This is a genomic window from Methyloversatilis sp. S146-33 (assembly GCF_059552495.1).
Genome location: NZ_JCANOT010000012.1, coordinates 19,533 through 45,570, shown reverse-complemented (window position 1 = coordinate 45,570; position 26,038 = coordinate 19,533). Strand labels below are relative to the sequence as shown.

Annotated in this window: 22 protein-coding genes; 10 read left to right on the top strand and 12 right to left on the bottom strand. The window is 67.0% G+C overall.

Annotated features, from left to right (window positions below; all coding sequences use genetic code 11):
• Nucleotides 1–29 precede the first annotated feature (29 nt).
• On the bottom strand, nt 30–1,583 hold the full coding sequence (gene norR / locus AC51BJ_RS01875; RefSeq protein ID WP_496279145.1) for a nitric oxide reductase transcriptional regulator NorR: 1,554 nt from the start codon (nt 1,581–1,583) through the stop codon (nt 30–32).
• Nucleotides 1,584–1,758: 175 nt separating this feature from the next.
• On the opposite strand from norR, the gene hmpA reads away from it, so the two are divergent.
• Nucleotides 1,759–2,940, top strand: a complete 1,182-nt coding sequence (hmpA, locus tag AC51BJ_RS01870; RefSeq protein ID WP_496279144.1) for an NO-inducible flavohemoprotein — start codon at nt 1,759–1,761, stop codon at nt 2,938–2,940.
• Between the two features lie 328 nt (nt 2,941–3,268).
• On the opposite strand, the gene AC51BJ_RS01865 is transcribed toward hmpA, so the two are convergent.
• The 9 genes from AC51BJ_RS01865 to urtA form a co-directional block, all read right to left on the bottom strand.
• Nucleotides 3,269–4,084: a UDP-2,3-diacylglucosamine diphosphatase gene (locus tag AC51BJ_RS01865; protein WP_029143612.1), complete on the bottom strand. Its 816-nt coding sequence runs from the start codon at nt 4,082–4,084 to the stop codon at nt 3,269–3,271.
• A gap of 160 nt (nt 4,085–4,244) precedes the next feature.
• On the bottom strand, nt 4,245–5,381 hold the full coding sequence (locus tag AC51BJ_RS01860) for a hypothetical protein (RefSeq protein ID WP_024300535.1): 1,137 nt from the start codon (nt 5,379–5,381) through the stop codon (nt 4,245–4,247).
• 89 nt (nt 5,382–5,470) lie between these two features.
• Nucleotides 5,471–5,800, bottom strand: a complete 330-nt coding sequence (locus AC51BJ_RS01855; protein WP_020164090.1) for an FmdB family zinc ribbon protein — start codon at nt 5,798–5,800, stop codon at nt 5,471–5,473.
• A gap of 10 nt (nt 5,801–5,810) precedes the next feature.
• Nucleotides 5,811–7,040 (bottom strand): formamidase, encoded by a 1,230-nt coding sequence (fmdA, locus tag AC51BJ_RS01850; RefSeq protein ID WP_019918876.1) that lies wholly within the window; start codon nt 7,038–7,040, stop codon nt 5,811–5,813.
• 55 nt (nt 7,041–7,095) lie between these two features.
• On the bottom strand, nt 7,096–7,785 hold the full coding sequence (gene urtE, locus AC51BJ_RS01845) for an urea ABC transporter ATP-binding subunit UrtE (RefSeq protein WP_430433387.1): 690 nt from the start codon (nt 7,783–7,785) through the stop codon (nt 7,096–7,098).
• A gap of 46 nt (nt 7,786–7,831) precedes the next feature.
• Nucleotides 7,832–8,575: an urea ABC transporter ATP-binding protein UrtD gene (gene urtD, locus AC51BJ_RS01840; RefSeq protein ID WP_019918874.1), complete on the bottom strand. Its 744-nt coding sequence runs from the start codon at nt 8,573–8,575 to the stop codon at nt 7,832–7,834.
• Nucleotides 8,576–8,604: 29 nt separating this feature from the next.
• The gene (gene urtC, locus AC51BJ_RS01835; protein ID WP_020164092.1) at nt 8,605–9,798 is read right to left on the bottom strand and encodes an urea ABC transporter permease subunit UrtC; all 1,194 of its coding nucleotides are present in this window, start codon (nt 9,796–9,798) and stop codon (nt 8,605–8,607) included.
• Between the two features lie 40 nt (nt 9,799–9,838).
• A complete protein-coding gene (gene urtB / locus AC51BJ_RS01830) occupies nt 9,839–10,753 on the bottom strand; it encodes an urea ABC transporter permease subunit UrtB (protein WP_019918872.1) in 915 nt (304 codons plus the stop codon).
• Nucleotides 10,754–10,847: 94 nt separating this feature from the next.
• Entirely contained in the window at nt 10,848–12,119 is a 1,272-nt protein-coding gene (gene urtA / locus AC51BJ_RS01825; RefSeq protein WP_019918871.1) for an urea ABC transporter substrate-binding protein, read from the bottom strand.
• A 358-nt stretch (nt 12,120–12,477) separates the two neighbouring features.
• Between urtA and AC51BJ_RS01820 the strand changes: the two genes are divergently transcribed.
• A complete protein-coding gene (locus AC51BJ_RS01820; RefSeq protein WP_496279143.1) occupies nt 12,478–15,894 on the top strand; it encodes an ATP-binding protein in 3,417 nt (1,138 codons plus the stop codon).
• Complete coding sequence (locus AC51BJ_RS01815; protein ID WP_496279142.1) at nt 15,884–16,786, top strand: response regulator; 903 nt, start codon at nt 15,884–15,886, stop codon at nt 16,784–16,786. Before AC51BJ_RS01820 ends, AC51BJ_RS01815 begins: the two co-directional genes overlap by 11 nt.
• A 7-nt stretch (nt 16,787–16,793) precedes the next feature.
• Here the strand turns inward: AC51BJ_RS01815 and AC51BJ_RS01810 are convergent, their stop codons facing one another.
• Nucleotides 16,794–17,951, bottom strand: a complete 1,158-nt coding sequence (locus AC51BJ_RS01810; RefSeq protein WP_496279141.1) for a hypothetical protein — start codon at nt 17,949–17,951, stop codon at nt 16,794–16,796.
• Nucleotides 17,952–18,295: 344 nt separating this feature from the next.
• Between AC51BJ_RS01810 and AC51BJ_RS01805 the strand changes: the two genes are divergently transcribed.
• A complete protein-coding gene (locus AC51BJ_RS01805; RefSeq protein ID WP_430433391.1) occupies nt 18,296–18,859 on the top strand; it encodes a chlorite dismutase in 564 nt (187 codons plus the stop codon).
• Between the two features lie 25 nt (nt 18,860–18,884).
• Here the strand turns inward: AC51BJ_RS01805 and AC51BJ_RS01800 are convergent, their stop codons facing one another.
• Nucleotides 18,885–20,060, bottom strand: a complete 1,176-nt coding sequence (locus AC51BJ_RS01800; RefSeq protein ID WP_496279140.1) for a DUF3047 domain-containing protein — start codon at nt 20,058–20,060, stop codon at nt 18,885–18,887.
• Nucleotides 20,061–20,285: 225 nt separating this feature from the next.
• On the opposite strand from AC51BJ_RS01800, the gene AC51BJ_RS01795 reads away from it, so the two are divergent.
• Genes AC51BJ_RS01795 through trmB form a run of 6 tightly spaced genes read left to right on the top strand, consistent with a single transcriptional unit; the run spans nt 20,286 to nt 25,964 of the window.
• Complete coding sequence (locus AC51BJ_RS01795) at nt 20,286–21,317, top strand: polysialyltransferase family glycosyltransferase (protein WP_496279139.1); 1,032 nt, start codon at nt 20,286–20,288, stop codon at nt 21,315–21,317.
• Nucleotides 21,314–22,537 (top strand): O-antigen ligase family protein, encoded by a 1,224-nt coding sequence (locus tag AC51BJ_RS01790; RefSeq protein ID WP_496279138.1) that lies wholly within the window; start codon nt 21,314–21,316, stop codon nt 22,535–22,537. Before AC51BJ_RS01795 ends, AC51BJ_RS01790 begins: the two co-directional genes overlap by 4 nt.
• On the top strand, nt 22,534–23,568 hold the full coding sequence (locus tag AC51BJ_RS01785; RefSeq protein ID WP_496279137.1) for a glycosyltransferase family 9 protein: 1,035 nt from the start codon (nt 22,534–22,536) through the stop codon (nt 23,566–23,568). Before AC51BJ_RS01790 ends, AC51BJ_RS01785 begins: the two co-directional genes overlap by 4 nt.
• Nucleotides 23,565–24,650 (top strand): glycosyltransferase, encoded by a 1,086-nt coding sequence (locus AC51BJ_RS01780; protein ID WP_496279136.1) that lies wholly within the window; start codon nt 23,565–23,567, stop codon nt 24,648–24,650. The genes AC51BJ_RS01785 and AC51BJ_RS01780 overlap by 4 nt, the downstream gene beginning before the upstream one ends.
• Nucleotides 24,651–24,663: 13 nt before the next feature.
• On the top strand, nt 24,664–25,308 hold the full coding sequence (locus tag AC51BJ_RS01775) for a hypothetical protein (protein ID WP_430433398.1): 645 nt from the start codon (nt 24,664–24,666) through the stop codon (nt 25,306–25,308).
• Nucleotides 25,305–25,964 (top strand): tRNA (guanine(46)-N(7))-methyltransferase TrmB, encoded by a 660-nt coding sequence (gene trmB / locus AC51BJ_RS01770; RefSeq protein WP_496279135.1) that lies wholly within the window; start codon nt 25,305–25,307, stop codon nt 25,962–25,964. The genes AC51BJ_RS01775 and trmB overlap by 4 nt, the downstream gene beginning before the upstream one ends.
• The last annotated feature ends 74 nt before the right edge of the window (nt 25,965–26,038 follow it).

Sequence of the window (26,038 nt, the reverse complement as noted above, 5' to 3'; positions counted from 1 at the left end):
TTTTGATGCACGGGTCAAGATGCGGTGCGTCAGCGCAGGCCGAGCCGTTTCGCCAGCCGCTGCAGGTTGGCGCGGTCCAGCCCCAGTTCGCGCGCGGCGGCGGCCCAGTTGTGACCGGTGCGCGCCAGCGCGGCGGCGATCGCTTCGCGCTGCAGGCGGTCGACCGCGCTGCGCAGGTCGCCGACCGGGCCCGCCGGATCGCTGACCGGCGCCGGTGTCTCGGGCGGTGCCGGCGGCGACAGTTCGAGGTGAGCGGCGTCCAGCGTGACGATGCGCGGGCGCTCGTGGGTGCCGGCCAGCGCCTTCAGCGCGGCGCGGCTGATCAGGTGTTCCAGTTCGCGCACATTGCCGGGCCAGTCGTGAGCGAGCAGGGCGGCTTGTGCGTCCGGGGCAAGGCGCAGGCCGCGCAGACCGAGACGGGCACGGTTCTGTTCGAGGAAGCGGCCGGCCAGCAGCAGAACGTCGCGGCCGCGTTCGCGCAGCGGCGGCACGTGCAGCGGATAGACGCCGAGGCGGTGGTAGAGGTCGGCGCGGAAGCGGCCGGCGCGCACTTCCTCGGCCAGATCGCGGTTGGTGGCGGCGATCACGCGCACGTCCACATGGACCTCCTGCTCGGCACCGATGCGCTGCAACTGGCCGCCCTGCAGCACGCGCAGCAGCTTGGCCTGGGCCGCCAGCGGCAGTTCGCCGATCTCGTCGAGGAAGAGCGTGCCGCCGTCGGCCAGCGCGAACTTGCCGCGGCGCTCGGTCAGCGCGCCGGAAAAGGCGCCGCGCACATGGCCGAACAGTTCGCTCTCGACCAGGTTGTCCGGCAGCGCGGCGCAGTTCAGGCTGACCAGCGGCCGCGTGGCGCGCGTCGATGCGGCGTGCAGTGCCCGCGCGACCAGTTCCTTGCCGACGCCTGTTTCGCCGTGGATGAGTACGGTGAGTTCGCTGCCACCGACCAGTTCGATCTCCTTCAGCAGACGCCGGTGCGCCGCACTGTGGCCGACCATGTCGCCGCTGCCCGCCGGGCTGGCGCCGGCCGCCTCGCGGTAGGCCTCGGCGCGCAGTTCCTCGTTCTCGGCCCGGCGCGCCAGCGTGTCGATGCGCTCCGCGGCCTTGACGGTGGCCGCGGCCAGGCTGGCGAAGCCGGCCAGCATGTCGAGGTCGGCGCCGGCAAAGCGCGCAGGGTCGAGCGCGTCGAGTGTCAGTACGCCCCAGGGCTGTTCGTCCAGATAGAGCGGGCAGCCCAGGCAGTCGTGTACTTCCAGATGTGCGCCGTGACCCTGTATCAGTCCGTCATAGGGGTCGGGCAAGGGGCAGTCGGCGGCGAAGCGGGTCGGTTCGCTGCGTTCGAGCAGCGCCGCCAGCCGCGGGTGCTCGGCGATCAGGAAGTGACGGCCCAGCGTGTCCGGGCTCAGGCCGTCTATCGCCAGCGGCACCAGACGGTCGCCGTCCAGCCGCAGCAGCGCGGTGGCGTCGCAGGGGAGCAGTTCGCGCAGCGCCTGCAGCAATCGGCGATAGCGCTCCTGCGCCGGCAGGTCGCGCGACAGGTCGTCGACCAGCGGAATCAGTGCAGACAGCAGCGGGTGTGTGGTCATTGTGACGCGGTGTTGTCGAAGTGACTCGAAGGAAGTGTAGTCGTTTCAACTCGATCTCGCTGCAAGTGACTGATCTGAAAGAAGCCATTCGATGGCACGGCGCTTGATAGGGAAGGCGTGCCTGCGCGTCACGGGACTTTCGCGCCGGCGTTTCATTCACTGTCAGGAGAAAACCATGCTGAGCCCGGAACACCGAGCCGTCATCAAGGCCACCGTGCCGCTGCTGGAGAGCGGCGGCGAAGCGCTGACCACGCACTTCTACCGCATCATGCTGAGCGAACACCCGGAGGTGCAGCCGCTGTTCAATCAGGCGCACCAGGCCAGCGGCGACCAGCCGCGCGCGCTCGCCAATGGCGTGCTGATGTACGCGAAGAACATCGACCGCCTAGAAGCGCTCGGCCCGCTGGTCGGGCAGATCGTGCAGAAGCACGTGTCGCTGCAGGTGCTGCCCGAGCACTATCCCATCGTCGGCGGCTGCCTGCTGCGCGCCATCCGCGAGGTGCTCGGTGCCGAGATCGCGACCGACGCGGTGATCGAAGCCTGGGCCGCGGCCTACGGCCAGCTGGCCGACCTGCTGATCGGCGCCGAGGAGTCGGTCTATGCCGACCACGCGCAGGCCGACGGCGGCTGGCGCGGTGCGCGCGCCTTCCGCGTCGCACGCAAGGTGCGCGAGAGCGACGAAATTACCTCCTTCCATCTCGAACCGGTGGACGGCCAGTCGGTGCTGCGCCACGCGCCGGGCGAATACATCGGCCTGCGGGTCAACATCGACGGCCAGGAAATGCGCCGCAACTACTCGCTGTCGGCCGCCGCCAACGGTCGCGACTACCGCATCAGCGTCAAGCGCGAGGCGGGCGGCCGGGTGTCCGGTCATCTGCACGAGGCGGTGAACGTGGGCGACGTGCTCGACCTGTTTCCGCCGGCCGGCGATTTCACGCTGCGTGCATCCGACCGTCCGGTGGCGCTGATCACCGCCGGCGTCGGCATCACGCCGGCGCTGCCGATGATGGAAGCGGCGCTGGACCAAGGCCGCGAGGTGCACTTCATCCACTGCGCGCGTCACGGTGGCGTTCACGCCTTCCGCGACCACGTCGACGCACTGGCCCAGCGGCACCCGAAGCTGAAGCGCTTCTATGTGTACAGCGAACCGCGCGACGGCGACCAGGCGCACGCCGAAGGCTTCATCGAGCGCCTGCATCTCGAACGCTGGCTGCCGCAACCGTCGGCGCTGGACGCCTACTTCCTCGGCCCCAAGCCTTTCATGGCGCGGGTGAAGAAGCAGCTGTCGGAACTGGGCGTGCCGGCTGCACAGACCCATTACGAGTTCTTCGGACCGGCGGCTGCACTGGACGGCTGACAGAGGCGGCGGTCGTGGCAGTGGTCTTCGGCCCGCCAACGCCGCATCGCGACCAGAGGTCGCTCCCACGACACCATGCCCGCGCATTCGCAGGAGCTGGGCTTTCCTTGTGGGAGCTTGCTCGCGATTGCGGCGGGGATCGAAGCCTAAGGCCAGCAACGGCCGCGTCGCGGCCAAGGCCGCTCCAACAAAGGGGCGTACCCGATCGGTGGCTGGAGCGGGGGGGCTGTGGGAGGGGTCTTCTGACCCCGACAGCGGCGGTGGACAGTACGCGGCGTTGAGTCTATCGACCGCGTCAGCAGCAATGGCTACCGACCATCTGACACGCTCAGGCCTCGGCCGTCTCTTCCTCCACCGCCAGCGCCGTGCGCGGTCCTGCGGCGCGCAGTTCCTGCCCCCAGTCGACGATGGCGAAGCGGCCGTCGGCGTGTTCGACGATGGCGGTGCAGCTGTCGACCCAGTCGCCGCAGTTCATGTAGGTGAGCCCCTGCACCTCGCGCAGCGACACCGCGTGGATGTGACCGCAGATCACACCATCGACGCCGCGCGTGCGCGCCTCGTGCATGACCGAATCCTCGAAGTCGTAGATGAAGCTGACCGCGCTCTTCACCTTGCGCTTGGCATAGCCGGCCAGCGACCAGTAGCCGGCGATGCCCAGCGTGCGGCGCAGCCAGGACAGCCGCGAGTTGATGCTGACCAGCAGGTTGTAGGCGACGTCGCCGAGCAGAGCGACCCAGCGGTGGTGGCGCGTGACCTGGTCGAAGTCGTCGCCATGCACCAGCCAGTATCGGCGACCGTCGGCAGCCTGATGGATGTACTCGCGTTGCAGTTCGATGTCGCCGAACACGGTGCCGGTGTATTCACGCAGCGCTTCGTCGTGATTGCCGGGGATGAAGACGACCTGGGTGCCCTTGCGCGCGCGGCGCAGGATCTTCTGCACGACGGTGTTCTGCGACGGCGTCCAGTGTATGGAGCGGCTCATCGCCCAGAAGTCGATGATGTCGCCCACGAGGTAGAGGTAGTCGGATTCGTGGTGGCGCAGGAAATCGAGCAGCGCCTCGGCCTGGCATCCACGTGTACCAAGGTGGATGTCCGACAGGAAGATGGCGCGCACGCGCCGAACGAGAGGATCGGGAGCATTCACGCCGCCGATTCAAGCCCATCCGTGTGACAGGGCGGTGACGCGGCGCATCGTTGCTGCCCGTCGCGGTGACCGGTGTCGCATGGACGCAAAAAAGGGCACGCCGCAGCGTGCCCTGGAATCGACCGGCCCGGCGCCCTGCGCGCCGGTGGGTCGAGGTGGATCAGTACATCAGCTGCACGCCGAGCACGAACTTGTCGGTGTCGGTACCGGCGGCGTTTTCCATGTCGGAGTACACCGCGGTGATGCGTGCGTTGTGGCCGGCCATCACATAGGTCAGGCCGAAGTCCCACTGCTTGGTGTCGCCGCCGGTGTCGGCGTTGAACTTCTGGTAGCGGGTGTAGGGCTGGAACTGGCCGATGCCGATCTTGGTCGGGATCAGGTAGGCGGCGGTCAGCAGCCAGGCGTCGCCGGCCTGTGCGCCGCCGCAGTTGTTCACGTTGGTGCAGAGGATGTTGCCGGCCGTCACGTCGGTCACGCCGTCGGTGTCGTAGTCGTACCAGGCGCCTTCCAGCGTCATCACGCCGCCGCTGGCGAGCTTGGTTTCGTACAGCGCGTCGATGTTCCATGCGCGGTAGTCGCCGCGGGCGAGTGCGGTGCCGACACCGTTCTTCTGCATCTGGTAGGCCATGCCGACGGTGAAGATTTCCTTGCTGCCGAAGTAGCTGTTGGTGCCGTAGTAGCCCAGTTCCGGATCGAGGAAGCTGTAGGCGATACGGGTGGCGTACAGCGGATCGTCGGAGTCGTTCGACAGGCCGGTACCGCGGTTCTTGCCCTGGTAGGCACCGACCGAGTACAGCAGCTTGCCGCCGAGCACGTTACCCCACAGCAGCGCGCCGTCGTCGCGGCCGGTGAAGGCGTTCGGGTACTGCGACACCATCGGGTATTCCCACACGTTGGCGAAGTAAGGGCCAGCCATGTTGGCGCGGTCGGTCGGCGGCAGCATGCGGCCGAACCAGAAATTCACGCCTTCGGTCAGTTCGAACTGCGCGACCGCATCGAGGATGCGCATCGATTCGTCGGACTGGCGCTCGAAGTTGATCATGCCGCCGATGTTCTTGGTGATCTTGCCGCTGGTGATGATACGGACCGAGTCCACCGAGAAGTCGTTCGAGCGCGAGGTGCCGTTCGGTGCGGCGTCTTCGGCGTTGGTGTAGGACGTGCGCGCCCACAGGCTGAGCGTCAGATAGCTTTCGCCGGGACCGGCAACGGTGACGCCCGCGTTCGCGCTGCCGCAGGCGGCGAGGGCGACGGCAAGAGCACTGGCTTTGCGCAGACGGTTCTTGGTGATGTTCTTCATGGTGCTGGACTCCCGGTTGTTGAGGTTCAAGGTGCGAGGTTCAAAGAGCGGACTGCAATGACGGACTGCAAATGGGGCGGACCGGGCGATCAGTGACTGATCATCCAGGGGCGTTTTGTCGGGAAGGCCTTAGAGCCGTCGCGCGCGACAGCCGTGGTCTTGCTGGTTTTGCCGCTGCAGCACGAGCAGCCGGGGCCGTGCGTGCGGCTGGCCAGCTTCGGCTCGTGGCGTGCGCGTTCGTTGGTGGCGTGCGCGCTGCGCAGCTGGCCCGGCATGTCGGCGAAGGCCGGCGCCGAAATCAGCTGGCGGGCGGCCGGCTGGCCGCAGGCCGGGCAGAGGCAGGGCGCGTCCCGCTGCGCGATGCTGCGCATGGCGGAGAAGCTGCCATGCGCCTCGCAGTGAAAGTCGTAGGTCGGCATGGCAGCGTCCTCAGACGTCTTCCGAGATCGGCATCTGCACGCTGCCGTCGAGGAATTTCTGCGGACCGGCTTCGGTCGGCATGATGTCGAAGTCGAAGATGTCGGTCGGCAGCCACAGCGTCGCGCAGGCGTTCGGAATGTCGACCACGCCGCTGATGTGGCCCTGAACCGGTGCGGTGCCGAGAATCGAATAGGCCTGGGCGCCCGAGTAGCCGAACTTCTTGAGGTATTCGATCGCGTTCAGGCAGGCCTGGCGGTAGGCCACATGCACGTCGAGGTAGTGCTGCTTGCCCTGTTCGTCGACCGAAATGCCCTCGAAGATGAGGTAGTCGTCGTACTTGGGCGTGATCGGGCTGGGCTTGAAGATCGGGTTCTTGACCGCGTACTTCTTCATGCCGTCCTTGATGATGTTCACCCGCAGGTGCAGCCAGCCGGCCATTTCGATGGCGCCGCAGAAGGTGATTTCACCGTCGCCCTGCGAGAAGTGCAGGTCGCCCATCGACAGGCCGCCGCCCTTTACATAGACCGGGAAGTAGATGCGCGAGCCGCGCGACAGGTCCTTGATGTCGCAGTTGCCGCCGTGTTCGCGCGGCGGCACGGTGCGCGCACCTTCCATCGCTGCCTTGTCGCGCGCCTCACCCTTCAGGCGGCCCATGTGGGCGGTCGGCGCGCACGGCGGGCAGCCCAGCGGCGGCACGCGCTCGGGGTCGGTGTTGATGAAGTCGATTTCGCGCTTGTTCCACTCTTCGAGCAGCTTGGGATCGGGCAGGCAGCCGATCAGGCCCGGGTGGATCAGGCCGGCGTACTTGACGCCCGGCACGTGGCGCGACTCGGTGAACATGCCCTTGATGTCCCAGATCGACTTCTGCGCCAGCGGGAAGTGGTCGGTCAGGAAGCCGCCGCCGTTCTTCTTCGAGAAGAAGCCGTTGAAGCCCCACAGGCTGTCTTCCTTGGCGCCGATGTCGAGGATGTCGACCACCAGCAGGTCGCCCGGCTCGCAGCCCTCGACGCCGATCGGGCCGGACAGGAAGTGCACCGTGGTCAGGTCGACGTCGCGCACGTCGTCGGCGCTGTCGTTGTTCTGGATGTAGCCGCCGGTCCAGTCGTAGGTTTCGATCTTGAAGTCGTCGCCCGGCTTCACCCACGCGACGATGGGGATGTCCGGGTGCCAGCGGTTGTGCACCATGTCGTTCTCATACGGCGACTGCTTCAGGTCTACCTTGATCAGGGTCTCTGCCATGTTGATCTCCTTGGGTGGAAGGGGCGGTTGGGCGGTGTTGCGGCGGTGGGCGGGGTCAGACGGACAGGAACTGCTTGATGTGCGCGGTATCGGTTTCCGCGCGGGTGCTCTCATGGACCAGGCGGCCGCCTTCGATGACGAACAGGCGGTCGGCCACGTCCATCGCGAAGCTCAGCACCTGCTCGGACACGACGATGGTGATCTGGCGCAACTTGCGGATTTCGTTCAGCGCACGCGCGATGTCCTTGATGATCGAGGGCTGTATGCCTTCGGTCGGCTCGTCGAGCAGCAGCACCTTGGGGTCGGTCACCAGCGCGCGGGCGATGGCCAGCTGTTGCTGCTGGCCACCCGACAGGTTGCCGCCCTTGCGGCGGCGCATTTCCCACAGCACCGGGAAGAGGGCGTAGATCTCGTCAGGCACCTTCTTGACCCTGGCATTTTCGAGGCCGGTGTGGATGTTCTCCTCGACGGTGAGCGTCGGGAAGATCATCCGGCCCTGCGGCACGTAGGCGATGCCCTTGGCGACGCGCTTGTAGCTTTCGTCCTTCGATACTTCGTTGCCGGCGACTTCGATCTGGCCGCTCTTCAGCGGCAGGATGCCGATCAGCGACTTGAACAGCGTGGTCTTGCCCATGCCGTTGCGGCCCATGATGGCGACCGTTTCGTTGGCATTGGCTTCGAACGAGATGCCGTGCAGTGCCTCGCTCTGCCCGTAGGCGACATGTACGTCCTTGACGTTCAGCATGGTGGTGTCCTTTTTCGGTGACTGGCGCGTGGGCGGGGCCGCCGACTCAGTGGCCCAGATAAACGTCGATGACCTTGGGATCGTTCTGCACCTTGTCCATCGATCCTTCGGCGAGGATCTTTCCCTGGTGCATGACGGTGACCTTGTGGGCGATGCGCTTGACGAAATCCATGTCGTGCTCGATCACGATCACCGAGCGGCCCTTGCAGATGCGCTGCAGCAGTTCGGCGGTCAGTTCGCGTTCGCGCACGCTCATGCCGGCGATCGGTTCGTCCAGCATCAGCAGCTCGGGCTCCTGCATCAGCAACATGCCGATTTCCAGCCACTGCTTCTGGCCGTGGCTGAGCAGGCCGGCTTCGGTGTCGAGTGCGTCGCCGAGGCCGATCTCGTCGGCCACCGACTGCACGCGCGCCTTCACCTCGTCGGTGCAGCGGAAGCCGAGTGCGCCGAGCACGCTGCGGCCACGCGGGAAGGACACTTCCAGGTTCTTGAACACCGAAAGGTTTTCGTAGATCGACGGCGTCTGGAACTTGCGGCCGATGCCGGCGCGCACGATCTTGTGTTCTTGCAGCTTGGTCATCTCCACGTTCTTGAACTTGATGCTGCCGCCGCTGGCCTTGGTCTTGCCGCAGATCAGGTCGAGCAGCGTGGTCTTGCCGGCACCGTTCGGGCCGATGATCACGCGCAGCTCGCCGCGATCGACGTAGAGGGTCAGCGCGTCGATCGCCTTGAAGCCGTCGAAGGACACGGTCAGGTCCTCGATCGCCAGTACGAAGTCGGTATTGCTCATGTCGGTCTCCTGTCAGGTCGGGCGCGGTGTCAGGCCGACTGGCCCTGTACGCCGCCGGGCAGCGCGGCGGGCGGTGCGGACTTATGGGTGGGGGCCGAGGGCGGTGCCGGCGGTTCGCCCGCGGACGCAGCCGGCTTGGCGACCGACTTGCGACGCGAGAACCAGGGCTTCACGTGGCTTTCGTACAGACCGGCCAGGCCGTTGGGGAAGGCGAGCACGACGCCGATGAACAGCGCGGCCATCAGGAACAGCCAGAGGTCGGGCGCGCTCTCGGAGAAGTAGGTCTTTCCGGCGTTGACCAGCAGCGCGCCATACACCGCGCCGACCAGCGACATGCGGCCGCCCACTGCAGCGAAGATGACCATCTCGATCGACGGCACGATGCCGACGAAGGACGGCGACATGAAGCCGACCTGCAGCGTGAACATCGCGCCGCCGATGGCCGAGATGCCGGCCGCCAGCACGAACACGAACACCTTGAACATCGCCACGTCATAGCCGGAGAAGCGCACCCGGTCTTCCTTGTCGCGCATTGCCAGCAGCAGGGTGCCGAGCTTGGACATCTGTATCCAGCGGCAGAGCAGGATGACGCCGATCAGCAGCGCGGCATTGACGAAGTACAGGACGTACTTCGACGAGTCGTCGCGGATGTCCCAGCCGAGCAGGGTCTTCAGGTCGGTGATGCCATTGACGCCGCCGGTGTAGCCCTGCTGGCCGATGATGAGCACGGTCAGGATGAGCGCCACCGCCTGCGTGATGATGGCGAAATACACGCCACCGACCCGGCGCTTGAACATGGCGAAGCTGATGATGAAGGCCAGCAGCATCGGCACCAGCACCACCGCGATCAGCGCCAGCGGCAGGTGGTTGAACGGCTCCCACCAGAACGGCAGCTCGGTGATCTGGTTCCAGTCCATGAAGTCCGGAATGCCCGGTGTGCTCTGGATCTTGGTCGACTCCGGATCGGAGGCCTCGAGCTTCAGGAACATCGCCATCATGTAGCCGCCGAGGCCGAAGAACACACCCTGACCGAGACTCAGGATGCCGCCGTAGCCCCACAGCATGACGAGGCCGACGGCGACGAAGGCGTAGGTGAGGTATTTGCCGACGAGGTTGAGACGGAAGATGTCCATCGTCAGCGGGAACACGACCATGATGACGAGCGCGAGGATGAGCACGCTCCCCATGCCGGTTCGTGCGACCCAGTTCTTGAATGCGTCCATGTGAATCTCCTGGAAGGTGCGAAGTCGGTACGGATCGCGTTCAGCGGCGAATCTTCGAAGCGAAGAGGCCCTGCGGACGGATCATCAGGATGGTCACGATGAGCAGCAGCGTGAGCACCTTGGCCATCGAACCGGTCAGGAAGAACTCGGCGATCGACTGCGTCTGGGCGATGCCGAAGGCCGACGCGACGGTGCCGAGCAGCGACGCGGCGCCGCCGAAGGTCACGACGAGGAAGGCATCGACGATGTAGAGCGAACCCGAGGTCGGACCGGTCGAACCGATGGTGGTGAAGGCGGCACCGGCCACGCCGGCGATGCCGCAGCCGATGGCGAAGGTGAGGCGGTCGGTGCGCTTGGTGTTGATGCCGGTGGCGTTGGCCATCGCCCGGTTGGCGACGGTGGCGCGCACACGCAGCCCCCAGCGCGACTTGTACAGCGCGAGCAGCACGCCGCCGGTCACCACGGCAGTGAGGCCGAGCACGAACAGGCCGTTGATCGGGATGTCCAGCCCTTCGGACGGCGCCCACGAACCCATCAGCCACTCGGGCAGGGTGGGGCTCACTTCCTTCGGACCGAAGGTCGAGCGGAACACCTGCTGCATGCCGAGCGACAGGCCCCAGGTGGCGAGCAGCGTATCGAGCGGCCGTTTGTACAGATGTCGTATCAGCGCCCACTCGGTCAGCCAGCCGAAGGCGAAGGCGATGAAGAAGGCGGCGACGATGGCGATCGGGAAATAGGCTTGCACCAGCCCGGGCGCATAGGTTTCCGTCAGGCTGGAGAACATGAAGATGGTGTAGGCGCCGATGGTCATGAACTCGCCATGCGCCATGTTGATCACGCCCATCTGGCCGAAGATGATGGCGAGGCCGAGGCCCATCAGCAGCAGGACCGAGAACAGGCTCAGCCCGGCGAAGCCCTGCATCAGGGCGATGTTGTAGATTTCGTCGAATGACATGACGGACCTCCGGACGGTTGGCCGGGCAGAGCCCGGCCGGTGCAGGGAAAGGAGGCGCGCCGCCCGGTCTGCGCCGGGGCGGCACGCCGGGGTCTTACTGGTAGCCCTTGGGGAAGGGGTTGGGTTCGATCAGGTCGGCCGATTCCGCGACCACCTTGAAAGTGCCGTCCGGCTGGCCCTGGGCGATGCGTGCCTTGGACCACAGGTGATGGTTCTCATGGACCTTCACGTAGCCTTCCGGCGCACTCTTCAGTTCGATGCCGGGCGAGGCGGCGACCACCTTGTCGACATCGAAGCTGCCCGCCTTCTCGACCGCGGCCTTCCACAGCCAGGGGCCGAGATAGCCGGCCTGGGTCACGTCGCCGATCACCGACTTCGGACCGTAGGCCTTCTTGAAGGCCTCGACGAAAGCCTTGTTGTTGGCGTTGTCGAGCGACTGGAAGTACTTCATCGAGGAGTAGAAGCCGGCGAAGTTTTCACCGCCCACGCCCAGCATTTCGTCCTCGGTCACCGACAGCGTCAGCAGGAACTGCTTGACGCCGGTGATGCCGGCCGCCTTCAGCTGCTTGTAGAAGGCCACGTTGGAGCCGCCCACCACCGCTGCGAAGATGCAGTCCGGCTTGGCGACCTTGATCTTGTTGATCAGCGAGTTGAAGTTGGTGTGGCCGAGCGGGTAGTACTCCTCGCCGACCACCTTGCCCAGCTTGCCGACCGACTCGATGTGCTTGCGCGCGATCTTCATCGAGGTGCGCGGCCAGATGTAGTCGGAGCCGACCAGGAAGTAGGTCTTGGCCTTCTTTTCCTTCGACGCCCAGTCGAGACCCCAGATGATCTGCTGGGTGGCTTCCTGGCCGGTGTAGATGACGTTCTTCGACTGCTCCAGGCCTTCGTAGAAGGTCGGGTAGTAGAGCAGGCCGTTCTCCTTCTCGAACACCGGCAGCACCGCCTTGCGCGAGGCCGAGGTCCAGCAGCCGAACACGCAGGCCACCTTGTCGTTCACCAGCAGCTTCTTCGACTTCTCGGCAAAGGTCGGCCAGTCGGAGGCGCCGTCTTCCTTGATCACCTTGATCTTGCGGCCGAGGATGCCGCCCATCGCGTTGATCTGGTCGATCGCCAGCTGTTCGGCCTGGATGGAGCCGGTTTCCGAAATCGCCATCGTGCCGGTGGCGGAGTGCAGCTGACCCACGATGACTTCGGTGTCGGTCACCGCGAGCTTGGTCGTATTGACCTTGGCTGTCGGGAACTGCGCATTGCCGAAGCTGACGCCGGGCACCATCAGCGCCGGTGCAGCCGCCATGCCGAGCAGAACCTTGCGACGCTGTTCGTCGGTGAGCGGTGCCGGAATCGTGTCTTTCTTGTCAGCCATATCGTTTCTCCTGAGCGGAAGGGGTTGGGGAGCTTCAGGCGATCCGGTTGCGGCCGTTGAATCGTTTTGTGCACTGCACCGCAATCGCTCGCTGCGGTGCGAAAAGTAGTGTTCGGGGGTGCGTAGTCGGAATACGTCGATTGACGTATGTGCGTACTCGGCGCAACACCCGCGATCGGGGTGGGCCGGTGCTAAGGTGGAATCCTGCGCTGTCGCACTGCACCAGGATGTTGCCGAGGGCACCGTCGGGGTGCGCGGCGTGGAGGGAAGCTGCACTTGGGCTCCGGGCAGCGCGCGGTTTCGCTGCCCGGAGCATTTCTTGCATGGTGTGGCCTCGATCGCGTCAGCGCCTGCCCCGATGTCCGAAGCCACCCACCAGATATTCAAGATCCGCCGCGACTACAACACCTGGGTCGCCAACGAGACGCTCGAGGACTATGCGCTGCGCTACACGCCGCGCAGCTTCCGCAAGTGGTCGGAGTGGCGGGTCGCCAACACGGCCTTCGGCGCGGTGTCCTTCCTCGCGCTGGAGGCGATCGGCGGCGCCATCGCGCTGAACTACGGCTTCACCAATGCGCTGTATGCCATCCTGCTGGTCGGGCTGATCACCTTCCTGACCGGCCTGCCGATCAGCTACTGCGCCGCCAAGTACGGTGTGGATATGGACCTGCTCACGCGCGGCGCAGGCTTCGGCTATCTCGGCTCGACCATCACCTCGCTGGTCTACGCGAGCTTCACCTTCATCTTCTTCGCCATCGAGGCGGCCATCATGGCGCTCGCCTTCGAGATGTATTTCGGCCTGCCGCTGGCGTGGAGCTATCTGCTGTGTTCGGTGGTGGTGATTCCGCTGGTGATCCACGGTGTCACGCTGATCAGCCGCATCCAGCTGTGGACGCAGCCGCTGTGGATCGTGCTGCTGGTGCTGCCTTACCTCGCGGTGTGGTGGCAGGCGCCGCACCTGTACGCGGAATTCACCGGCCTCAGCGGCCGCAGTTCGGGCAGCAGCGAATTCGACTGGATCATGTTCGGCGCCGCCTCGACGGTGGCGATCTCGCTGGTCGTGCAGATCGGCGAACAGGTCGATTACCTGCGCTTCCTGCCGGAGAAGACGCGCGAGAACCGTGTGCGTTGGTGGGCCTCGGTGCTGATCGCCGGCCCCGGCTGGGTGGTGCCGGGCATGGTGAAGATGCTGGGCGGGGCCTTCCTCGCCTTCCTCGCGCTGCAGGCCATGGTGCCGGTGGACCGCGCGGTCGAACCGACGCAGATGTATCTCGCCGGCTTCGCCTACGTGTTCGATTCGCCGGCCGTGGTGCTGGCGGTGACCGCGTTGTTCGTCATCGTGTCGCAGCTGAAGATCAACGTGACCAATGCCTACGCCGGCTCGCTCGCCTGGTCGAATTTCTTTGCCCGCCTCACGCACAGCCACCCTGGCCGCGTCGTGTGGCTGGTGTTCAACGTGGTGATCGCGCTGCTGCTGATGCTGCTTGGCGTGTTCGAGGCGCTGGAGCACGTGCTCGGCCTCTACGCCAATCTCGCCATCGCCTGGGTCGGCGCACTGGTGGCCGACCTGGTCGTGAACAAGCCGCTCGGTCTGTCGCCCTCGCACATCGAGTTCAAGCGTGCCCATCTGTACGAGATCAATCCGGTCGGCCTCGGCTCGATGCTGATCGCCACCGTCGTATCCGTGCTCGCCTACACCGGCTGGATGGGCGACATGGCGCAGGCCTTCTCGCCCTTCATATCGCTGGCCACCGCCTTCGTCACGGCGCCGCTGATCGCGCTCGCCACGCGCGGCCGCTACTACCTCGCGCGGCGCAGTGCCACGCAGTGGCGACCGGGCCAGACCGTGACCTGCCACGTCTGCGAAAACAGCTTCGAATCGGAGGACATGGCGTACTGCCCGGCCTACGGCCAGCCCATCTGTTCGCTTTGCTGCACGCTCGAATCGCGCTGCCACGACCGCTGCAAGACCGACGCCAGCGCGGCCGACCAGCTGCACGCCTTCCTGAACGCCATCCTGCCGGTGCAGCTGGCGCGACGGGTGAACTTCCGCGTCGGCCATTTCCTGGTGGTGTTCCTGTCGCTTACCGTGCTGCTGGCGGTCATCTTCGGCGTCGTGTTCTATCAGGAAGCCATCGTCAGTGGCCTCTACCCGGCGGCGCGCGACAGCCTGCAGCTCACGCTGTCGAAAACCTTCGCGCTGCTGGTGCTGCTGTGTGCCGTGTGCGCTTGGTGGATCGTGCTCGGTTCGGAAAGCCGGCGGCTGGCGCAGGACGAATCGAACCGGCAGAACCAGCTGCTGATGCGCGAAATCGACGCCCACCGCAAGACCGACCTCGCGCTGCAGAAGGCGAAAGACGCGGCAGAGTCGGCCAACCTTGCCAAGACTCGCTACGTGACCGGCATCAGCCACGAACTGCGCACGCCGCTGAACAGCATTCTCGGTTACGCGCAGATCCTGCTGCGCGAAACTGGCAACAGCGGCAACGCTGGCAAGGGCGGCGGCGACGACACGCAGAAGCGCGCGCTGGGCACGATACTGCGCAGCGGCGAACATCTGCTGGGCCTGATCGACGGTCTGCTCGATCTGGCGCGCATCGAAGCCGGCAAGCTCAGGCTGGACCCGGCCCCGATGCCGCTGCGCGAATTGCTGGACGATCTGGCCAAGATGTTCGAGCCGCAGGCGGCGCGCAAGGGCTTGCAGTTCCGCATCGAAACGACCGGCCGGCTGCCCGACTATGTGCGCGTCGACGCCAAGCGGCTGCGCCAGGTGCTGATCAACCTGCTGGCAAACGCGGTCAAGTTCACCGAGCGCGGCGAGGTGGTGCTGCGCATCGATTACCGGATGGAGGTGGCGCGCTTCGAGATCGCCGACACCGGCCCCGGCATCGCGGCGGACGACCACGCCCGCATCTTCATGCCCTTCGAGCGCAGCGCCAGCGGCCGCGTCATCGCCGAGCCGGGCACCGGCCTGGGCCTCAGCATCACCCGCATGCTCACTTCGCTGATGGGCGGCGAACTGACGCTGGAGAGCGAGCTCGGCCGCGGCTCGACCTTCCGCCTGCGGCTCTACCTGCCCGAATACCTGTCGGTACCGACGCAGACGCGCTCGATGCGTACCGTGATCGGCTACGAAGGCCCGCGCATGCGCGTGCTGCTGGTCGACGACGACGCCACCCAGCGCCACATGCTGACCGGCATGCTGGCGCCGCTCGGTTTCGACGTCGACGAGGCAGCCAGCGGTCGCGAGGCGCTGGACTGCGTCGCCCGCGTGCGCCCGGACGTGGTGCTGCTGGACATCAATATGGACGGCATGGATGGCTGGGAAACCGCGCGCCGGCTGCGCGAGTTCGACGGCGCGCCGATTCCGGTGCTGATGGTGTCTGCCAATGTGTTCGAGAACCGCAGCGAGCTGCTGCGCACCGCCGGCTGCGCCGGCTTCGTGCCCAAGCCGGTGATGGAATCCGAACTGCTGGACCAGTTGCGCGAGGCGCTGGACCTCACCTGGCATGTCGACGAACCGGCAGACGCCGCACCGCCGAAGGCGGAGCCGGCCGCCGACGCGCCGCTGGCCGCGCTCGACGACGAAGAGCGCGCGGCGCTGCTGCGCCTGTCGCGGCTCGGTCACGTCAATGGCATCGCCACGCTGCTGGACGCGATTTCCGAACGGTCCGAGGCCGCACGCGAAGACTGCCGTCGCCTGCGCGCGCTGGTCGACGGCTTTGACCTCATACGCTTCACACAACTATTACAACGCGACGCCCATGCACTCTGAATTCCATCAACCGGTCGTGCTCGTCGTCGACGACGCGCCCGATTCGCTCGGCTTCCTGTGCGACGCGCTGTCGCAGGCCGGCTACACCGTGCTGATCGCACACGACGGCGCGTCGGCGCTGGCCCGTCTCGAATGGGTGGTGCCCGACGCCATCCTGCTCGACGCGGTGATGCCCGGCCTGTCCGGCTTCGAAACCTGCCGCCGCATCCGCGAGGAGCCGGGTCTCACCCACGTGCCCATCATCTTCATGACCGGGCTGTCGGGCACCGCCGAAGTGGTCGAAGGCTTCACTGCGGGCGGCACCGATTACGTGGTCAAACCCTTGCGTGTCGAGGAGGTGCTGGCGCGGCTGACCGCCCACGTGCGCAACGCGCGCGCGGTGCGCATCGCCCGCCAGGCGGTGGACGTGGCCGGCCTCGGCGTGCTGGTGGTCGATGCGCTCGGCCGCGTCGCCTGGCGCTCGCCGCGTGCCGGCGAGTGCCTGGGCCAGTTCGGCATCGACCCGGGGGCGACCTCGACCGCCGACTGGCTGGGCGATCCGGCCGGGCTCACCGCGGACCCGGCCGCCGACGCGCGACTGCTGCGCGAGCAGGGCGACCAGGCGCTGTATGCACGCAGCCTGGGCGCCGTCGGGCTGGGCGAACACATGCTGCTGCTCGACGTCAGGAAGCGCGGCGAATCGAGCACCCGCATCGCCGGCGCCCAGCTGACGCCGCGCGAGGCCGAAGTGCTGTCCTGGCTGGCCAAGGGCAAGACCAACCGCGACATCGGCGACATCCTCGGCATGAGCCCGCGCACCGTTAACAAGCACCTGGAGCACATCTACGAGAAGCTGGGCGTCGAAACCCGCGCCGCTGCCGCCGCGCTGGCGATGCGCGCGTCCAGCGACTGAACCTGCCCTAGTACAGCAGCTGCAGGCCGAACACGAAGCGGTCGAGCGAGGCCGCGCCCTCGCTCTTCGCGCTCGAATACACCGCAGTGAGGCGTGCCTTGTGTCCGGAGATGACGTAGTGGGTGCCGACGTCCCACTGTTCGGCGCGTGCGCCGGCGTCCGGATCGAGGCGCTGGAAGCGTACATAGGGCTGGAAGCGGCCGGGACCCAGCGCGTGCGGAATCAGGTAGCCGACGGTGAGCAGTGCGGCGTCCGCCTGCAAGGCGCCGCCGCAGTTGCTCACCCGCGAGCACAGCGGGTCGGCGGGCGCCACGTCGGCCACGCCGTCGGTGTCGTAGTCATACCAGGCGGCTTCGACCGTCAGCACGCCGCCGGAGCGCAGGCGGGTTTCATACAGTGCGTCGAGGTTCCACGCCCGATAGTCGCCGCGGGCGCCGGCCACACCGACGCCGTCCTTCTGGCTCATCAGCGCGGCCCCCAGCGTGAACACCTCCTTGTCGCCGTAATACGTGCTGGTGCCGTAGTAGCCGGGTTCCGGGTCGAGGAAGCTCCAGGCGAAGCGGGCGGCGAACAGCGGCTCACTGGAGGCATTTGACAGACCGCTGCCGCGGTTCTTGCCCTCGAACACGCCGACGCTGTAGAGCAGCCGGTCGGCGTACAGATTGCCCCACAGCAGCACGCCGTCGTCGCGGCCGGTGAAGGCATTCGGATAGAGCGACACGAAGGGGTAGCCCCACACGTTGGCGAACTGGTTGCCCGCCATATTCGAGCGGTCGGTTGGCGGCACCAGCCGGCCGGCCCACAGGTTCAGCCCCTCTGCCAGTTCGAACTGCAGGATGGCGTCGAGCAGCTGCATGTCCTTCGCCGGCGGGCGTTCGAAGGTGAGCGTGGCGCCGACGCGCCGGCTGAATTTCGCCGACGACAGCAGGCGGACCGAATCCATCGTGAAGCCGCTGTCGTGCGCACTGCCGCCGGCCGGGCGCGCCTCTTCGGCATTGACGTAGGAGGCGCGCAGCCACAGGCCGAGCGTCAGCGAACTGTCGCCTGGGCCCTGCAAGGTCATCTGGGCGCCGGCTGTGCCGGCGCAGAGCAGGGCTGCGCTGGCGAGCAGCGCGTGGCGAAAGGGCGGCGTCCATCGCAGACGCGTGAAGCGGCGGAAGGTCATGGTGGCGGTCCTGAACGGGTGCGCAGGGCAGGCAGTAGCCGGGTGCGCGGGTGGCGTCGGGAGTCCGGTATCCGGAGTGCGGCGTCCGGAATCCGGTCGTGTCGTCTGGCTGCGATTGCACGGTGGGGCGTCGCGGCAGCGCCTACGGGGCAAGGATGTTTGCCGCGTCGGCAAGCCGTTTCCGCACCGATGTGGTGCATTCTGGCGGCGAATTTCTCCGCCATCGCGCATGCGGCGACCCGCTGCACGGTGCAAGGCCAGTGCCAGGCGGGCATGGCTGATGCATGCAGAATCGGGCGACGGTCGCCTCTCAGCCTGATCGTCCACCCAGACCGGAGTCAGCCATGACAGAACGCCTATGGACTTTCGCCGCCGGTGCCGACGGCCCCTGGCGCATTACCGAAGTACGCGCCGTCATCGGCGAGGCGCTGGCCGAGGCGCCACGCCTCGACCGCATCGCCGGCGATGCAGCGCGCAGCGGCCTGTGGTCGCTGCGCGGCATCACCAGCAACGAGCGCTACGTCACCCGCGACGAGAAAAAGACGCTGACTGCCGCCTCGCCGCCGCTCGGTCGCAGCAGCGCAGCCTGTGCGGTGTTGATCCCGATCCGCAAGTCGGCGGCCTGGTGGGCGCTGGCGCAGGACGAGCGGCGCGCCATCATGGAAGAGCAGTCGCACCACATCGCGCATGGTCTGCGCGTGTTGCCGGCGGTGGCGCGCCGGCTGCATCACTGCCGCGACCTGTCGCCGGACGAGCCTTTCGATTTCCTGACCTGGTTCGAATTCGCGCCGGAACACGAAGCAGAGTTCGACGCACTGCTGGACGTGCTGCGGGCGTCGCCCGAGTGGGCCTATGTCGAGCGCGAGTTCGAGGTGCGGGCGCGGGTGGATATGGGGCCGGAGAACTGAGTCCGCCGGCCCGCTGCACGCGGTACTACCAGACGGCGAGGTCGCTGCCGTTGGCGCCGATGCGGATGTCGCCGAACTGGGCGCGGCCTTCGCTGCGTCCGAACACGCTGTTGGCGATCAGCCATACACGCACGATGCGTTGCGGCGGCGGCCCGCCGACCGCCTTTGCGTAGTCCTGCAGCACATTGCGCGACTCGTTCAGCCAGCGCCCGAGATCAGCATTGCCCGAGCGCGCCACGACGTGGGTTTCGCGGTCTTTCCAGCCGGGCAGCGGGCAGCGGAAGGTTTCGCCGACTGGCAGCGCGCTGCTCCACAGATAGGTCAGGTCCTGCCCGTTGTCGAACTCGACCGCAATGCTGATGTAGTCGTGCGTGATCACGCTGTTCTCGGCCTGCTTGCCCGGCAGCTGGTCCACCCGCCACGACCACTTGAGTTCGGTGTCCGGTGTCAGCGCGACCTCGGCCGGTTTTTGCAGGATGGCGACGTCGTTGCGCGTGTGCGTGTGCATGCGGCGCCTCGGGCCACCGTCGTCGTCAGCGTGGACCTCGCGGAAGATTTCCGCCGGGCCCAGTTCCCACAGGTACTGCCAGCCCTCGGGCGCGACAGGTGGCGACTGCAGACGGGCCAGGGCCGGCGCCGCCCAGTCGGGCGCAGCCGGCTGCAGGGCTAGTGCCGCGAGGTTGGCCGCGACGTCGGCGTCCGGTGCCCAGCGGATCAGCGCCACGCTGATGCCGCCGCCGGCGTCGGGGCTGGCGGGCGGCGCCTCACCCTGGTAGCGGCCCTTCGCGTCGAGCCAGCGGGTGGGCAGGTTCTTCAACTGTACGGTGCCGCTCTCCGCGGCGGTGAAGGTATCGGTGGTGTCGAGGCCGCGCGAGATCGCTCCGTTCTCGCCGATGCGGCGCCACAGCTGGAGGGGCGCTTCGAGTGAAATGTCGTAGTGACGCGACAGCCATACCCGGCCCTGCAGCAGTACGGTCACCCGGTCGCCGGCCTTCACCGGAAAGCCGCTGTCCAGCCACGGGCTGTGTTCCGCGCCAAGGTAGAGCACCTTCATGCCGGTGACTGCGCGGTCGGTCAGCGGCGCAACGGCCGTCTTCACCGACGCCTCGAAGCGCTCATGGGCGGACTGCGCCCACGCACTGCCGGAGGCCGCTACCGCCAGGCTCAGTACAAGGCTGCGCCACAGATGTTTCATCGTCATTCCGTCTCCTTCTTCATTTGCTGTGCAATGCCGCACGCATGCAGGGTGGCAGCAATTGCGCGCCGAAGGCAGGGCTGGACAGGGGGCGGGGCGCCGTTCCCGGCGATGCGGATGGAAGATGCCTGCTCCGGGGCCAGCGTAGGCGTGGGGTGGTGCGGACAGCACGTCCACCTGCTCAAACAAGTAACATCACGCCTTCGCAAATTTCCCACACCGCCTTCCGGCATGTCCGTTTCCGGCTCCGTCGCCCTCTATTTCGTCGCTTCGCCGCTGCAGTACCTCGCTGCCCGGCGCATTGCGCAGGCGTTCGAGCCCGGCGCACGGCAGGTGCTGGTCTGGTACAAACCGGGCATGAAGTCGGCCGTCGATCCGGCCGAGTGGGACGCGTGTACCTATATGCCGTGGCCGCGCTGGGAGCCGCTGCCCGGCGCTTTTGGCCGGCATCGGAGATTGCGCGCCAACGTCGGTCTGGTGAGCGGGCTGGTCGGACAGTGCGAGCGCCTGATCGTCCACAGCGCGGTGTTCGATACCGAGGCGATCAACTACTTCCTGCATGCCTTGCCGCGCGCCGTCGGCGCGCGCGAAGTGCACGCGCGCATCCTGCCCGACGGCCTGATCTCGATCCGCCGCTATCCGCTGAGTTTCACGAAAAGACTGGCGCAGCGCGTGCGGCTGCTGCGCAGCCTGTTCGCGCCGGAATTGCGTTACACCTGTTTTTCCGGCGACCGCATCGGCTCGGATGCGCCGTTCTGCGACCGCATCTACGTGCTGCCGGGGCTGCCGCACGAGTATCCGGCCGACAAGGTGGTGGTGTTGCCGCTGCTGGTCGATGCGCCGACGCCGGCTGCGGATGACAAGGTGCGGCGCGCGCTGGTGGTGGGGCAGCCACTGACCGGTTTCGGGCTGATGAGCGCCGCCGACGTGGCGGCGACTACGGTGCGCATACGCGACTGGTTGGCGGCGCAGGGCATCACCGATATCGATTACAAGGCGCACCCGAAGGACGCCGCGCACGAGCTGCGTCATCCCGACTACCGGCTGATCGAGCCGGACTGCGCGCTGGAGGTTCATATGGCGCGCACCCCCTACACCGCCGTCGTTGGCGTACGCTCGACCGCGCTGCTGATCGCGCGGCAGATCTACGCACCCGGAGTGCGCGTGCGCGCTTTCGGCTGGCGGGCGGTGAACTTCAAGACACCGGATGAACGGAAGGACATGAGGACGACCTTCGAGCAGTGCGGTGTGGAGATCGAATGATTTTCGCCGATTTCCGCGCGCGGATACCCGCGATCAATTCATGGCTGCTGGCGGGCGTGTTCTTCATGATCCCGGTGACGGTCGCGCCGGCGTACTGGCTCACCGTGCTGATTCTGGCGCTCTGGCTGATCGAGGGGCGCCTCGGGCAGAAACTGCGTGTCTTGGCTGCCGAGCCGCTGGTGTGGGCCTTCGTCGCCTACTTCGCCGTGTTCGCCCTCTCGCTGCTGTGGTCCGATGACCTGTCGTGGGGGCGGCGGCTTCTTGGCCGGCAGTACCTGTTCCTGCTGTTTCCGCTGTATCTGAGCGTCGCACAGCGTGCGCACTTCGCCCGCTACGTCAGCGCCTTCCTGCTGTCGGTGACGATGTGCGAGCTGCTGACCTTCTACAACTGGGCTCAGTTGCACGTGTGGCCCGAGTTGCCGGACGGCATACGTGTCGACAAGGGGGCCGACGACACGGCGCCGTTCGTCGATCGCATTCTGTATACGCCGGCGCTGGCACTGGCCGGCTATCTGTCGGCGCACCGCCTGCTGTTCGAGCTGACTTCGCTGCGTGCCCGGATGGCCTACGTGGCGCTGTTCGCAGCCACCGTTTTCAACCTCCTGATTTCGGGGGGGCGGGCCGGTCTGGTCGGTTTCCTCGCGTTGCTCACCATGCTCGCGTTCCAGCGCCTGGTCCGCCGGCCCATGCTGGCGGCGGGCGTGGCGGCCGCGCTGGTCGGCGGCATCGTGCTCGGCGGGTACTATGGCAACGATTACTTTCGCTTGAGAGTGGACCGGGCGTTCGACGAAGTTGTCCGTTACGAGGAGTTGCCGAAGGCGTCGGTCAGCCAGCGCATCGTTTATGCCGCGAACGCGTGGCGCGTGTTCGCCGAGCACCCGTTGATCGGCGTCGGTCTCGGCGATACGCGCGAGGCCTATCGGGAGATGAACGCCCGCTACACGCCAAAGTGGAAACCGGCCTGGAATCCGCACAATCACTATCTCTACGTCCTCACGGCCGCCGGTATGCTGGGTGCCCTTGCGCTGGCTGCCGTGCTGCTGCTGCCCTGGTTTCTCGGTGCGCCGGCAGATGGGCGGGAGCGCGTGCGAAAGGCTTTGCCACTGCTGCTCATCGTCATCTGCCTGTTCGAGTCCTATCTGATGCGATCCAACACCACCCTCATGTTCGTGCTGTTCACTGCGGCGTCATGGTGCGGCGTGCGAGGGCGACCGGCTTGAAGCGCATCCTCATCGTCCGCACCTCGGCCATCGGCGACGTGGTGTTCGCGTCGCCGCTCGCGGCAGCGATCAGGCGGACGCATCCGGACGCCGTCATCGCCTGGCTGGTCGAGCCCGGCATCGACGCGTTGATCGCGCACGACCCGAACATCGATGCCCGCATCCTGTGGCCGAAGGCGGAGTGGACGCGACTGTGGCGCGAACGCCGCTACGGTGAGCTGTGGCGGCGGGTGAGGGCACTGCGTGCCGAACTGCGCAGCCACCGCTTCGACACCGTGCTCGATCTGCAGGGCCTGCTGAAGAGCGGCTTTCTCGCCTGGCTGGCGGGCGCGCGCACACGCATCGGCCTCGGTTCGCGCGAGGGCAGCCAGTGTTTGATGACGCGCGTGGTGCCGCGCGGCGGCGATATCGCGCGCATCTCATCCGAATACCTGCATCTGGCAGAACAGCTCGGTCTGGATACGGGCGATTTCCTGCCGACACTGCACGTATCCGCGGACGCGGACGTCCGCGCGCAGGTGTTGCTGGCGGAGCATGGGCTGACGCCAGGCCGCTATGCCGTGTTCGCCGCGTTCACGACGCGGCCGCAGAAGCACTGGTTCGAGGATGCGTGGCAGACGCTGGCGCCCAAGCTCGCCGCGCAGACGGGACTGACCCCGGTGCTGCTCGGCGGACCGGCCGACGCCGAGGCGGCGGCACGCATCGCCGCCGGCGCGCCGGGGCTGGTCAATCTGGTCGGCCGCACGAAGCTGCCGGAAGCGGCCGCGCTGGTGCGTGGCGCCGGCCTGTTGGTCGGCGTCGATACCGGGCTCACGCACATGGGCATTGCCTTCGCGACGCCCACCGTGGCGATCTTCGGTTCGACCTGTCCCTATACGAATACAGGTCGCGCCAACGCGCGGGTGATCTGGCTGGGCCTGCAGTGTTCGCCGTGCAAGCGCCGGCCGACCTGCGGCGGCGCGTACACCTGCCTGCGCGACATCACGCCGGACCGGGTGCTGGACGAGGCGGCGAAGGCGCTCGCGGCATGAAGGTGCTGCACGTCGAAGCCGGCAAGCACTACTACGGCGGTGCGCGCCAGGTCGCCTACATCGTCGAGGGATTGGCGCGACGCGGTGTGGCCAATGTGCTGGCTTGCCCGCCGGGCGCCGGCATCGCTGCTGCCTGCGCCGGCCATGCCCGGGTGGTCGAGATGAAGATGGGCGGCGACGCCGACGCCGGCATGGCGCTGCGTCTGGCGCGTCTGATCCGCGCCGAGCGGCCCGACATCGTGCATCTGCACAGCCGCCGCGGCGCCGACCTGTGGGGCGGCATTGCCGCGAAGCTGACCGGCACCCGCTGCGTGCTGTCGCGCCGCGTCGACAACCCGGAGCCGCGCTGGCTGGTCGCGCTGAAGTACCGCCTGTACGACCACGTGATCACCATTTCCGACGGCATACGCGCGGTGCTGCTGTCCGAGGGGCTGGCTCCGCAGCGGGTGAGCTGCGTGCGCAGTGCGGTCGATGCCGCCCCCTACCTCGAACCGGTGGATGGCGTCGCCTTCCGCCGCGAGTTCGGCCTGCCGGACAATGCGCGCGTGATCGGTGTGGTGGCCCAGCTGATCGCCCGCAAGGGCCATCGCTACATGATCGAGGCAATGGCCGTGCTGCGTGCGAGCCATCCGGATGTCCGGGTGATTTTCTTCGGGCAGGGGCCGCTGCGCGAGGAACTGGAAGCCGAGGTGGCGGAGCGGGGGTTGGCGGAGGTGATCCGCTTTGCCGGTTTCCGTACAGACCTGCCACGCTGGCTGGGCGGGCTGGACATCCTGGCTCATCCGGCCGACATGGAAGGGCTGGGCGTATCGCTGCTGCAGGCTTCGGCCGCCGCGGTGCCCATCGTCACCTCGCGTGCCGGCGGACTGCCGGAGGCGGTAGCTGACGGCGTCAGCGGGCTGCTGATTCCGCCCGGCGATAGTGCGGCCCTGACCGCGGCGCTGGTCCGCCTGCTCGACGATGCCAGGCTGCGCCGCCGTTTGGGCGAGGCGGGGCGGGCACGCATACTGGCGGAGTTTTCGGTGGATGCGATGGTCGAGGGCAATCTCGCCGTCTATCGCCGGCTGATATCACGCAACTGAATACGGATACGACATGACGACAACTGACCGCCGCATCGTGTGGCTGCTGATTGCCTACTCGCTGCTGCTTGCTTTGCTGCCGATTGCGCTGAACGAGCAGGCTTTCCACTGGACCTTCTCCGAAGTGGGGCCATTCGAGCAGTTGTCGATCGCCGGCTGGCTGGGTACGGCGGTCATCGTGCTGTTGCGCATCCGCCCGCTGGGCGCGCGCGCCTGGGCCTTCGCCTTGCTGTGCCTGGCGTTTGCCGCGCGCGAGGCCGACTGGCACAAGCTGTTCACCGGTGAGAGCTTTCTGAAGAACAGCTTCTACCGTGACGCGGCGCGTCCCTTCGAGGAAAAGCTGGTCTGCGGTGCGATCGCCATCTTTCTGGTGGCGCTGGTGCTCTACGCCGGGCTGGTGATCGCGCGCTTCCTGTTCCTGCAGGGCGGCTGGCGTTCGCGGTCCGGCGCCTGGCTGATGGCGGGCACCGCGCTGGTGGTGGTTGGCAAGCTGATCGATCGCCTGCCGGCCGTGCTGTCGGTCGATTACGGCATCGAACTGGGCCCACTGACCAAGCTCTATTCGGCCGCTTTCGAGGAAGGCCTGGAAATGGCGCATCCGATGATACTGGCGTGGTCGGTGTGGATCAGCCAGACCGGGCGGCGCTACCTGTCGTGACCGAGCTGCCCGGCCGTTCGCGCGTGCCGGTGAGCACGCAGACCGGGCCGCACGAACAGCTGGCGGTGCTGATCGAACGCCGCCGCGGGCAGGATTACCGCAAGCCGGTCGCCCCCTACAGTGCGGAGGCGTTCAAGCGCTTCGCGGCGGCTTGTCGCCCCGGCGCGCCGCTCATCGTCGACAGCTGCTGTGGCGTCGGCGAGAGCACGCTGCATCTGGCCGAGCGCTTTCCCGATCATTTCGTGCTCGGCGTCGACCAGTCGGCCGACCGCCTGTCGCGTGCACCGGCACTGCCGGTCAACGCGCTGCTGCTGCGTGCGGACATGGCCGACATCTGGCGCCTGCTGCTGGATGGCGGCTATCGCCCAGCCCGCCAGTACATGCTCTACCCGAACCCGTGGCCCAAGATCGGCCAGCTCGCGCGCCGCTGGCCGGCGCATCCGGTGTTTCCGCGGGTGCTCGCGCTGGGCGGCATCATCGAGTGCCGCAGCAACTGGCGCATTTACGTCGAGGAATTCGCGCTGGCGGTCGGGCTGCTGGTCAGCCGGAACGCGACCGTCGAGGCATTCGTGCCCGAAGTGCCGATGACGCCGTTCGAACGCAAGTATCTGGCGAGCGGACACGCGCTTTTCCGCTGCGTCCTCGATCCGGAATAGGCACGGGGCGACGCATCCGAAAACGCGCCGCCCCGTGTGCAGCACCGGGTCACGCCCGGCGCCGGAGCGCTGCA

What these genes read in the sequence shown, in the direction of transcription:
- norR (WP_496279145.1), bottom strand. Translation starts at nt 1,583, where the DNA reads ATGACCACACACCCGCTGCTGTCTGCACTGATTCCGCTGGTCGACGAC.
- hmpA (WP_496279144.1), top strand. Translation starts at nt 1,759, where the DNA reads ATGCTGAGCCCGGAACACCGAGCCGTCATCAAGGCCACCGTGCCGCTG.
- AC51BJ_RS01860 (WP_024300535.1), bottom strand. Translation starts at nt 5,381, where the DNA reads ATGAAGAACATCACCAAGAACCGTCTGCGCAAAGCCAGTGCTCTTGCC.
- AC51BJ_RS01855 (WP_020164090.1), bottom strand. Translation starts at nt 5,800, where the DNA reads ATGCCGACCTACGACTTTCACTGCGAGGCGCATGGCAGCTTCTCCGCC.
- fmdA (WP_019918876.1), bottom strand. Translation starts at nt 7,040, where the DNA reads ATGGCAGAGACCCTGATCAAGGTAGACCTGAAGCAGTCGCCGTATGAG.
- urtE (WP_430433387.1), bottom strand. Translation starts at nt 7,785, where the DNA reads ATGCTGAACGTCAAGGACGTACATGTCGCCTACGGGCAGAGCGAGGCA.
- urtD (WP_019918874.1), bottom strand. Translation starts at nt 8,575, where the DNA reads ATGAGCAATACCGACTTCGTACTGGCGATCGAGGACCTGACCGTGTCC.
- urtC (WP_020164092.1), bottom strand. Translation starts at nt 9,798, where the DNA reads ATGGACGCATTCAAGAACTGGGTCGCACGAACCGGCATGGGGAGCGTG.
- urtB (WP_019918872.1), bottom strand. Translation starts at nt 10,753, where the DNA reads ATGTCATTCGACGAAATCTACAACATCGCCCTGATGCAGGGCTTCGCC.
- urtA (WP_019918871.1), bottom strand. Translation starts at nt 12,119, where the DNA reads ATGGCTGACAAGAAAGACACGATTCCGGCACCGCTCACCGACGAACAG.
- AC51BJ_RS01820 (WP_496279143.1), top strand. Translation starts at nt 12,478, where the DNA reads ATGTCCGAAGCCACCCACCAGATATTCAAGATCCGCCGCGACTACAAC.
- AC51BJ_RS01815 (WP_496279142.1), top strand. Translation starts at nt 15,884, where the DNA reads ATGCACTCTGAATTCCATCAACCGGTCGTGCTCGTCGTCGACGACGCG.
- AC51BJ_RS01810 (WP_496279141.1), bottom strand. Translation starts at nt 17,951, where the DNA reads ATGACCTTCCGCCGCTTCACGCGTCTGCGATGGACGCCGCCCTTTCGC.
- AC51BJ_RS01805 (WP_430433391.1), top strand. Translation starts at nt 18,296, where the DNA reads ATGACAGAACGCCTATGGACTTTCGCCGCCGGTGCCGACGGCCCCTGG.
- AC51BJ_RS01800 (WP_496279140.1), bottom strand. Translation starts at nt 20,060, where the DNA reads ATGACGATGAAACATCTGTGGCGCAGCCTTGTACTGAGCCTGGCGGTA.
- AC51BJ_RS01795 (WP_496279139.1), top strand. Translation starts at nt 20,286, where the DNA reads ATGTCCGTTTCCGGCTCCGTCGCCCTCTATTTCGTCGCTTCGCCGCTG.
- AC51BJ_RS01790 (WP_496279138.1), top strand. Translation starts at nt 21,314, where the DNA reads ATGATTTTCGCCGATTTCCGCGCGCGGATACCCGCGATCAATTCATGG.
- AC51BJ_RS01780 (WP_496279136.1), top strand. Translation starts at nt 23,565, where the DNA reads ATGAAGGTGCTGCACGTCGAAGCCGGCAAGCACTACTACGGCGGTGCG.
- AC51BJ_RS01775 (WP_430433398.1), top strand. Translation starts at nt 24,664, where the DNA reads ATGACGACAACTGACCGCCGCATCGTGTGGCTGCTGATTGCCTACTCG.